At 27.8% G+C, this 10,479-nt stretch carries 8 protein-coding genes and 1 other RNA gene; all 9 read right to left on the bottom strand.

Going from position 1 to position 10,479, the window contains the following annotated elements:
* Window positions 1-37 precede the first annotated feature (37 nt).
* Window positions 38-374: RNase P RNA component class A (gene rnpB, locus ASHG_RS08765), an RNA gene on the bottom strand.
* Between the two features lie 37 nt (window positions 375-411).
* Window positions 412-1,179 (bottom strand): Nif3-like dinuclear metal center hexameric protein, encoded by a 768-nt coding sequence (locus ASHG_RS01250; protein ID WP_040396974.1) that lies wholly within the window; start codon window positions 1,177-1,179, stop codon window positions 412-414.
* A complete protein-coding gene (locus tag ASHG_RS01245; protein WP_040396973.1) occupies window positions 1,157-1,852 on the bottom strand; it encodes a tRNA (adenine(22)-N(1))-methyltransferase in 696 nt (231 codons plus the stop codon). The genes ASHG_RS01250 and ASHG_RS01245 overlap by 23 nt, the downstream gene beginning before the upstream one ends.
* Window position 1,853: 1 nt before the next feature.
* On the bottom strand, window positions 1,854-3,689 hold the full coding sequence (gene rpoD, locus ASHG_RS01240) for an RNA polymerase sigma factor RpoD (RefSeq protein WP_084689269.1): 1,836 nt from the start codon (window positions 3,687-3,689) through the stop codon (window positions 1,854-1,856).
* Window positions 3,690-3,714: 25 nt separating this feature from the next.
* Window positions 3,715-5,376, bottom strand: coding sequence for a DNA primase (gene dnaG / locus ASHG_RS01235; protein WP_040396972.1), 1,662 nt, complete (start codon window positions 5,374-5,376; stop codon window positions 3,715-3,717).
* Between the two features lie 95 nt (window positions 5,377-5,471).
* On the bottom strand, window positions 5,472-6,845 hold the full coding sequence (locus ASHG_RS01230) for an aldehyde dehydrogenase family protein (protein WP_040396971.1): 1,374 nt from the start codon (window positions 6,843-6,845) through the stop codon (window positions 5,472-5,474).
* Between the two features lie 89 nt (window positions 6,846-6,934).
* A complete protein-coding gene (locus ASHG_RS01225) occupies window positions 6,935-8,803 on the bottom strand; it encodes a PTS fructose transporter subunit IIABC (protein WP_040396969.1) in 1,869 nt (622 codons plus the stop codon).
* Complete coding sequence (gene pfkB / locus ASHG_RS01220; protein ID WP_040396967.1) at window positions 8,794-9,708, bottom strand: 1-phosphofructokinase; 915 nt, start codon at window positions 9,706-9,708, stop codon at window positions 8,794-8,796. The genes ASHG_RS01225 and pfkB overlap by 10 nt, the downstream gene beginning before the upstream one ends.
* On the bottom strand, window positions 9,705-10,394 hold the full coding sequence (locus ASHG_RS01215; RefSeq protein ID WP_040396966.1) for a DeoR/GlpR family DNA-binding transcription regulator: 690 nt from the start codon (window positions 10,392-10,394) through the stop codon (window positions 9,705-9,707). Before ASHG_RS01215 ends, pfkB begins: the two co-directional genes overlap by 4 nt.
* Window positions 10,395-10,479 lie beyond the last annotated feature (85 nt).

Raw genomic sequence — 10,479 nt, 5'->3', positions numbered from 1 at the left:
ACTACCCTTAATTATATTAAGAGTAGTTAATTTAAAAATTAAGAGTAAATCTATAAGCCGTGTTCTGTTAAAAATAATCATCTATCTAGACTAATTGTCACCAACTAGCTCAAGCGAACTACCATACTGGACCGTTTCGAGCAGAAATCCTAATGTCCCTTTTGTTCTTGCACCGGATGGGGTTTACACAGCATAATTATCACTAATTATCTGGTGAGCTCTTACCTCACCGTTCCACCCTTACCAAAAAAATTTGGCGGTATACTTTCTTTTGCACTTGCCTGAAGGTCACCCTTACTAGACGTTATCTAGCATCCTTACTCTGTGGTGCACGGACTTTCCTCGTCATTTGACGCGATTATTCAATTTACTCCATTAGATATTTTATCACTTATTTTATTTTTGTAAAGATTATTTAAAAAACCTATGTGAATCCTCTGGTGAATTTGTGTAAATTTCTATTAAAAATTTATCTTTTAGTAAATTTTCTAACATATATATTATATGATTTTCACTTGCAAAATGACCTGGATCAATAATAACTATATCTTTAGAGTTATCTATTGCCTCATGATATTTTACATCACTAGTTACAATTGCATCACAATTTTTTTTAATCGCATCACCTATAAAATCACTTCCTGCTCCTCCACAAAGAGCAACTTTTTTTATAATTTTTTTCTTATCACCATATACAATAAGGCCTTTACAAGCTAATTTTTCTTTTACAAATTCTGCAAATTCTTGTGAACTTTGTTCTTTAGTAAAACCTAACCTTGCCATTGGGTGTTCATTTTCTGTATCCAAAAATTCAACCTTATTAAGTTCTAAAACTTTTGCAAAATTATCATTTACCCCACCTTTTGCCGTATCTAAATTTGTGTGCATGGCAAATACACTTATATCATTTTTTATAAGTTTTTCTATTTTTTTATTATAATCACTAGATAAGTCTATTGATTTTATTGGAGAAAATATAAGAGGATGGTGGTTTATGATTAAATTACAAGAACTTTCTATCGCACTATCTATGGATTCATCAGTTAAATCCAGTGAAATCATTATATTTTTCAATTCATTTTCAACATTTCCTATTTGTAAACCTGAATTATCCCAATCTTCTTGTAAATCTAAAGGAAATTTTTCATCTAGAAATTTAATTACTTCTTTTATTTTCATAATTTTTAACCTCTCTTATTGCTTCAAGTCTTTCATTTATTAAACCAAGACCTTCCTTGTCCTTTGAATATTTTTCTATATTCTCTTTAAATTTTAAATTTTTATTATAAATTTGTTCAATTCTTTTCATTAATAAAGGATTATTTTTACTATAAATAAATTTTCCAAAGTAAATCTCTCCTAGACTTAATTTTCTATCTGATCCATTTTTAAAACGAATTATATCATAGTGTTTTCTTCCATCTTTAATCAGAAAATCTCTATCAATAATGAAATTATTTTCATTTAAAAACTTTCTTAGTTTTTCATTTCCAATATTTCCTTCACAAATTACATATTCGAGTTTTCTCACTTTATCAATATCTTTTGATAATATATCAATTATTGTAATAGCTCCCATTCCAGCAATTATAGCTATTTGATTTTCTTTTATATCAATGCCATCTAGTCCATCACAAACTTCGGTTTTTATAATATTTTCTAAATTTTTATCAAGCTTATCTTCTAGTTTTTTAAGGCTTTTAGCTGAAATATCTGTAGCAATTATATCTTTGGATATTTTATTTTTTGCTAAATATAAAGGGACTAATCCATGATCAGTCCCAATATCCATTACGCTTTTACCTCTTTCGACTAGATTCGCTATATTTTCTAATCTTTTAGTAATTTTCATTTTATAAAAAGTCTTTCAATAATTCACTCTTATTAGGCGATTTTAATTTTCTTAATGCCTTTGCTTCTATTTGTCTAATTCTTTCACGTGTTACATCAAATTCTTTTCCAACTTCTTCAAGAGTTCTTGGAGTTCCATCAATCAAACCAAACCTTAATTGTAAAACTCTTTTTTCTCTTGCACCAAGGCAAGATAAAACATCATTTAATTGGTCTCTAAGCATTGAATAATTTGCTGCATCATCAGGATTAATAGCTGTATCATCTTCAATGAAATCTCCCAAGTGACTATCTTCTTCTTCACCAATCGGTGTTTCCAAACTTACCGGTTCTTGGGCAATTTTTCTAATTTCTTGAACTTTTTCAACTTCAATTCCCATTTGTTCAGCAATTTCTTCATTTGATGGATCACGACCTAAATCTTGAACTAATTGCCTTTGAATTCTAACTAATTTATTTATAGTTTCAACCATGTGAACTGGAATTCTTATTGTTCTTGCTTGATCTGCTATTGCACGAGTTATAGCTTGTCTAATCCACCAAGTTGCATAAGTTGAAAATTTAAATCCTCTATTATAATCATATTTATCAACTGCTTTCATAAGTCCCATATTTCCTTCTTGAATTAAATCCAAAAAGCTCATTCCACGACCTACATATTTTTTAGCAATTGAAACTACAAGTCTTAGGTTTGTTTCGGCAAGTTTTTGTTTTGCTCTATTTGCATCAAATATTGCTCTGTTTAATCTTTTAACATCTTCTGCATCAAAACCTTGATCTTTAAATATTTTTGTGCACAAGTTTTTAGTTTTTACAAATCTTTCCAAATCTTTTACACTTGATTCGGAAAGGGCTCTATATTCTGATACTTGTTTTGCTTTGTTTGCAAAATTCATTAAGTCATTAATCAAAAGTCTATCATTTGTTTTAAATATATCACCTTCAGCACCTTTTTTATAAAGATCAGAAAATGCTAAATAAATTAATGAAACAATATCATCTGATTCTTCAGCCGAAACAAGTTTTCCAAAATTATCAAATAAGTCACATAAAATATTTGCTTCTTTTTCACTCAATTCTTTGTCAGATATAGATTTTTGAGCAATATTACAAATAAGTATTTTTGACTTAATTGCTTCTAATTGTTCATCAGTTAATTCTTGATTTAACATATTTTCAAACTGATTTCCTATTTCAATTAAAGAATTTAGATTTGTTTGTATCTCTTGATCTATCTTTTTATTTTCAAGAATTTGTTGATTTGCACTAAGAATTGTTATAGAAATATCCCCATAAAAAATATCCAAAGCAAGTTTCATTTTATTTTGCTTGGTTAATTTTCTTCCATTTTTACTTCTTAGAGCAATATCTCCAAGCTCCATCTTCTTAGCTAAAAATATTTCCTCGTGTGCATCTAAAAGCTTCACTTTACCAATTTCTTTTAGATACATTTTTACAGGGTCGTCCACTTTTATACCAGTGATAGTTTCTTCTTGAATGATTTTTCTTTCAATTTTTCTCTTGCTTGATGCTTTTTTCATATGATCTTCAAGTTTTTCATCAGAAAAATCTTCATCTTCATCGTCTATATCATCGATTATTTCATCATCTTCTTCCTCTAAGACAATTCTTTCTTCTTCAACTATTTCTATTCCATTAGATATAATTTGGCCTATAACATATTTTTTGCTTTCATCTTCCATCTCTTTAAATGTCTCAAAAGTGTAAACTTGTTTATAAGTTACAATTCCATCTTGAGATTCACTAATAGATTTAAATTCATCTATTATTTCTTTTAGAAGATCATCCTCTAGCATTTTCTCATTATCACTAGTCATAAGTCTCCCCTCCACTTTGAAGTGATTAGTCTCTATTTCGTAATTTTTTCAATAATTTTCTTCTATTTTCTAAATTTATCTTTTCTTTTAATTCATTGGCTACAATTTTATTAGACTTATCTTTAATGTAGTCAATTATAAATTGGTCTTGATCTGAAAAATTTTCACTAATTTTTTCCATACCATTTTTTTCTATATAAGCTTTAATTTTCAATATATTTTCATCAACTAAAACCTGATCGAAAAAATCCTCAAATTCTTTATAATCATCTCTTTGATTTAAATATAATCTTAAAGTTTCTAACTCATTTATAGATACAGAGTATTTTTTTCTCTCTACAATCGTGTTTTGACTAAGCTTATTCTTTGTATAAGAATTTTCATTGGAAATCTTCTTATTATTAGTCTTTTTGTAGTAATCATTATACTTTAATACAGATTCTTTTAAAGTAGACTTATCTATGTCAAAAAGTTTACTAACATTATTAACAAAAATTTCTCTTGTTAAATCTGACTTTATCGATGCTAGAAATTCTATAAATAAATTTAATTTTTCAAATTTTTCATTATCTTTACTTGATGCATATATATCAAGAATTTTATTATACTTGTAATTATAAACATCACTAGCCTCATCCATTTTTTTTATAAAGGCATCTCTACCATATTTTTTTACAAAATCATCAGGATCAAGTCCTTTTTCAAGGCTTATAATATTTGGTTTTATTCCCTCATCTAAGAGTATTTCAATGGCCCTATCTGTAGCTTTTATTCCGGCATTATCCTCGTCATAGCAAATATAAACATTTTTTGCATATCTTTTTAAAAGTTTTGCCTGATCATTTGTAAGAGAAGTCCCAAGGCTTGCTACAGCTTGATCAATTCCTTGATTATTTAAACCAATTACATCCATGTATCCTTCAACCAAAATAATATCCTTATTAGATTGCTTTTTAAAAATATTTAAACCATAAAGGTTATATCTTTTTTTAAAAACTTCGCTTTCTGGAGAATTCAAATATTTTGGCATTGTAGAATCAATACTTCTGCCACCAAATCCAATTACTTTTCCATAATGATTTATTATTGGAAAAATCAGCCTATTTCTATACTTATCATAATATTTTCCATTTTGAGATTTTTTAATCAAACCTAAATTTTCAATATCATCTAAAATATAATCTTTCTCCTTAACATAAGATATTAAATCATCCCATGAATTTTTGGCAAAACCTAACATAAAAGTATTTACAATATTTGATCTAAAGCCTCTATTTTTCAAATATGTTTGTCCAGCTTTATCAGTTAGTAAATTTTTATAAAAATACATCATAATATCTCTATTGATATCGTAAAGTCTATTTAATCTTTTATTTTCCTTACTAGATTTTGTATCATCTAATTTAATACCAGCCTTATTAGCCAAATATTTCATAGAATCAATATAAGAAAGACCTTCTTTATGCATAATAAAAGAAACAACATCTCCGCCTTCGCCACAGCCAAAGCAATGAAATAATTGTTTCTTGTCGTCAACAGTAAAAGATGGTGTCTTCTCATTATGAAAAGGACACAAACCCTTATAGGAATTTCCAGATTTTTTTAAATCTACATAATCACCAATAATTGCTACAATATCTGAATTTTCTAAAATTTCATTTTTTTTATCATCAGATATAAAAACCATTAAACCACCCCTTGATTATAGGAAATATTATACTTTTATAATTTTTTTCTTCAATAAATTAAAATAAAAAGAAAAAAGTCCTAAAAATTTAGGACTTAATTAAATATTTTCTTTATAACTTTTTCTTGACCTTTTGAGTAAGGTGGATATTTTAAATTTATATCAATATTATTAGACCTAATCATTATAGATTTTCTATTTGAAAAATTCATAAACCCATATTTTCCGTGATATCCTCCAGTACCACTTTCTCCTACTCCACCAAATTCTATATTTGGATTTGAAAGATGCATGATAGTATCATTTATACAAACTCCACCAGATGATAAATCGTATGTTAACCTATCAATATGATTTTGATCTTCACTAAAAACATACATAGCAAGAGGCTTATCCATAAATTTTATTTTTTCTATTAATTTACAAATATCCTCATATTCAATTACAGGAAGAATTGGACCAAAAATTTCATCTTTCATAATTTTATTTGAAAAATCTACATTATTAATAATAGTAGGTTCAATTTTTAAAGTTTTTGAATTATATAGTCCACCAGTATAAATATCTTGACCTTCCATCAAAGAAACCAACCTATCCAAAGCTTTTCTATCAATTATTCTAGGATAATCTGGATTTTCAATGGCTCTATCTCCAAAAAATTCAAAAATAGCTTGCTTCATAAGCCTTAAAAGTTTATCTTTTACATCTTTGTGTACTAAAAGATAATCTGGAGCAACACAAGTTTGGCCACTATTTAAAAGTTTTCCCCAAATGATTCTTTTTGCAGCAAATTTTAAATTTGCACTCTCATCAACTATACAAGGAGATTTTCCACCAAGCTCTAAGGTAACCTTACTTAAATTTTTGCTTGCTTTTTCCTTGATAATTCTTCCAACTTTTGAAGATCCTGTAAAAAATATATGGTCATACTTATAAGATAAAAGTTCATCATGGCTAATTTTTTCATTATCAACACAATAAATAAAAGATCTATCAAAACTCTCATCTAATAATTTTTTTATAATCTTTGATGTATAAAAAGCCTTCCTTGAAGTTTTTAAAATAATAGTATTACCGCTAGAAATAGCATTTACAATCGGATCTATAGCAAGTAAAAATGGATAATTCCAAGGAGAAATTACTAATGTAAGACCCAAAGGTTCATATCTAGTAAATGATTTTGCGGGAGCTGCCTCTATGTTTGTAATCTCACTTTTATCTTTCATCCAATTTGATAAATTTTTCAATGCAAAATCAATTTCTCCATATACATTTGCAATTTCTGAAATATATGACTCAGTAGTTGATTTATTTAAATCCATTTTTAGAGCATATAATATATCGTCTCTATATTTTTTTATTGAATTTTTTAATTTTATTAGAGCTTTTTTCCTAAAATCTTCTGTATTTGTTTTTCCTGTTCTAAAAAATATTTTTTGTTCTTCTATAATTTTTTCTAATTCATTCATATAAAACCTCTCTTGTAATTTCTATACCCATTTTTATCAAATAAAAAAACACCAGCCTATAAAGTCATAAACTGGTGAATTATTTTAAATTAAATTTCTTTTTTCTTAAAAATTCCTAAAAGAATCGCAGATATTATAGATCCTACAATAAAAGATACAATAAAGAAAAGTACTTGGTTAATTGATGACATTGCTGGTAAAACAAATATTCCACCGTGTGGTGCTGGTACACTTACATTAAATAATTGTGTAAGTCCTCCTGCTATAGCACTTCCTACAACAGATATTGGAATAATTAATTGTGGTTTTGCGGCTGCAAAAGGAATTGCTCCTTCTGTAATAAATGAAAGTCCTAACAAATAATTACTTACTGCTGATTTTCTTTCATTTTCTGTAAATTTAGCTTTAAAGAAAGTTGACGCAAGGGCAATTGCTATTGGAGGAACCATTCCACCTGCCATAACAGCAGCCATGAATGCTCCATCATTTGTTCCAATAAAGGCACCAGTTGCAAAAGTATAAGCAGCTTTATTTATTGGACCACCCATATCTGCAGCCATCATTCCACCTAACAAGGCTCCAACTAGAACTTTATTTGTAGCTCCCATATTTGTTAACCAATTATTTAAACCATCATTTATTCCGGTAAATACAGGATCTATTATGAAAAACATCAAAGCTCCTGTAATTAATAAACCGAAAACAGGATAAATTAACATAGATTTTACACTATTAAGTGATTTTGGCATGTTTTCACATAATTTTTTAAGGAAATTAATTATTAATCCTGCAAGAAAACCTCCAATTAATCCTCCCAAAAATCCTGCGCTTTCGCTAGCAAGAAAACCTGCAACCATACCTGGCATTAAAGCTGGTCTATCACCAATTGAAAATGCAATATATCCTGCTAAAATTGGAATCAAGAAAGAAAATGCTCCTGAACCAATTTTATTTAAAAATGTAAAGGCAAGAGATTTATCTCCCAAAAATCTTTCTGCCAGAAATGATATAGCCATCAAAATTCCACCACCAATTACAAAAGGTAGCATGTGGCTTACACCATTCATCAAATCCTTATAAATTTCTTGTTTTAAACTAGTTTTTTCTGTAGAAATTTCTTCTGTTTTACTATCACTGCCACTTGCATGATAAACTGAGAATTTTCCATCTATAGCATCTTTTACTAGCTCTTCACTTTTTCTAATTCCATCAGAAACAGGTCTTTGGATTAATTTTTTACCGTCAAATCTTGCCATTTCTACTTTTTTGTCAGCTGCAATAATAACTGCATCAGCATTTTTTATATCTTCTTTAGTTAATCTATTTTTAACTCCATCTGATCCGTTAGTTTCAATTTTTACTTTGGCATTTAATTTTTTTGCAGCATTTTCTAAAGCTTCTTGAGCCATGTAAGTATGAGCTACTCCATTTGGACAAGCTGTTACTCCTATAATATATTTAGAACTTTCATTTTCTTCTACTGGTTTTGAAACTTCTTTTTTTTCTTCTGAATATGAATCAATTATCCCATATACATCATCAGGGCTATTTGCAGCTTTTAATTTATCTACAAATCCTTCTTTTAAAATCATTTTTGATAATTTTGCAAGAGTTTCAACATGAAGGTTATTTTCTCCATTTGGAACTGCAATTGAGAAAAATACAAAGGAATCTTCTCCATCTAAAGCTTCATAATCGACTCCTTCAGATTTTTTTGCAAATAAAACTGCAGGCTCTTTTACAGTATCAACTTTTGCATGTGGCATTGCAATTCCTTCACCCAAAGCTGTAGAAGTTTCACTTTCTCTTTTTATTAAACCTTCTTTAAATTCTTCTTTATTTCCAACAATTCCTTCATCGAAAAATTTTTGAGCAATTTCATCTATAACATCCATTTTATTTGATGATTTAAGCTCCATAATCATCAGATTTCTTTTTAATAAATCTTTTATTTCCATTCATCTACCTCAACTTTCTCTAAGATTTGATAAATCAAATTTTTCTCTGCAATATCAGGACTAAAAGCTGTTGCGCTTCCACAAGCAATAGCAAGTTTATAAGAATCTATTTTTGAAAGCCCCTTCATATATCCATAAATATAACCTGCAACCATGCTATCTCCACTTCCTACAGAATTAATTAATTTTCCTTCAATCGGTTTTGCCTTATATGCAATATTATTATCAACAAACATTGATCCATCTTTTCCAAGAGATACGATTACATTTTCAGCACCTTGGTCAATTAATTTTCTAGCATATTTTACAATTTTTTCATCACTATCTATCTTATCTTCAAAAATTTCGCTAAGCTCATCTTTATTTGGCTTTACCAAAAATGGTTTGTAAGATGAAAGTTTAAATAATTTTTTGCCAGAAGTATCAAGAGCAAATCTTACATTATTCATTTCTAATAAATTTACAATAACCCTATAAAAATCATCTCCAAGAGATTTTGGAATTGATCCTGAAATAATAACAAAATCATCTTCTTCTAAATCATCCAAATAATTTAAGAAACCTTCAATTTCTTCCTCCTTTATTTGAGGGCCTTGAGCATTTATTTCTGTTTCTGTATCATATTTTAGTTTTACATTTATTCTTGAATCATCAGAAATTTTTGTAAATTCTTCATCAATTCCTAACTTTTCTAATTTATTTTTAATAAATTCTCCAGTAAATCCACCCAAAAAACCAATATTTATTGATTTTGCTCCAAGATTTTTTAGAAGTTTAGAAACCATGATTCCTTTACCGCCAGGATATTTCTCTTCACTTTTGCTTCTTATAGTTTGACCATCATCAAATTGTTCAATTCTTAAAACATAATCAATAGATGGATTTAAGGTAAGTGTATAAATCATAAATCCTCCGTAATCAAATCAACGTCTTCTCTTTTACATATTTTTGAAAAATAAACTTTGCCAAATTTTGACTTATCCATCAAAATTATTGATCTTTTTGATCTTTTAATAGCAGTATTTTTGATTATAGCTTCATCAGGATCATGAGTTGTAAATTCTCCATCACAATATCCATTTGCTCCAATAAAGCATAAGTCAAAATTATACTTTAATAAATTTTTTAAAGTCTGCTCACCAACAACTACATTTGTTCTAATTTTTATATTTCCACCTAGAAAAATTGTTTTAATATTATTTTTTGCGAGTTTTTCCAAGTGCATAATTCCATTTGTAATCACAATAGAGTCTTTTGCTAAGTAATCTATAATTTGATTTACAGTAGTTCCTGCATCCAAATATATATATTTACTATCAAAAATTTCCTTTGAGGCTTTTTTGGCAATTTTTATTTTACTTTCAATATTTGAAACAACATTATTATCATAAGATTTTTCTTCAAATTCAATATTTGCGAGAATCGCTCCACCATGTACTCTTTTTATGTCACCTCTTTTTTCGAGATAGTCTAAATCTCTTCGCAAAGTGGACTCGCTTATATTAAGATTCGATTTTAAAATCTTATTAGAAACTTGCCTTTGTTTTTTTAAAATATTTAAAATTATTTCAATTCTTTTTTCAAATATCATTTGATAATATTATAATACAATTTCATTCATAGTCAATCATTTTCATTCATTTTCTTTCATAAATTGATTTTTTTACAAATTCCTG

The sequence above is a fragment of the Anaerococcus senegalensis JC48 genome (assembly GCF_000321005.1).
GTDB classification, from domain to species: Bacteria; Bacillota; Clostridia; order Tissierellales; family Peptoniphilaceae; genus Anaerococcus; species Anaerococcus senegalensis.
This window is presented reverse-complemented; position numbering and strand designations above follow the sequence as displayed.

Coding starts and splice junctions, on each gene's coding strand:
- ASHG_RS01250 (WP_040396974.1), bottom strand. CDS start 1,179: ATGAAAATAAAAGAAGTAATTAAATTTCTAGATGAAAAATTTCCTTTA.
- ASHG_RS01245 (WP_040396973.1), bottom strand. CDS start 1,852: ATGAAAATTACTAAAAGATTAGAAAATATAGCGAATCTAGTCGAAAGA.
- rpoD (WP_084689269.1), bottom strand. CDS start 3,689: ATGACTAGTGATAATGAGAAAATGCTAGAGGATGATCTTCTAAAAGAA.
- dnaG (WP_040396972.1), bottom strand. CDS start 5,376: ATGGTTTTTATATCTGATGATAAAAAAAATGAAATTTTAGAAAATTCA.
- ASHG_RS01230 (WP_040396971.1), bottom strand. CDS start 6,845: ATGAATGAATTAGAAAAAATTATAGAAGAACAAAAAATATTTTTTAGA.
- ASHG_RS01225 (WP_040396969.1), bottom strand. CDS start 8,803: ATGGAAATAAAAGATTTATTAAAAAGAAATCTGATGATTATGGAGCTT.
- pfkB (WP_040396967.1), bottom strand. CDS start 9,708: ATGATTTATACACTTACCTTAAATCCATCTATTGATTATGTTTTAAGA.
- ASHG_RS01215 (WP_040396966.1), bottom strand. CDS start 10,394: ATGATATTTGAAAAAAGAATTGAAATAATTTTAAATATTTTAAAAAAA.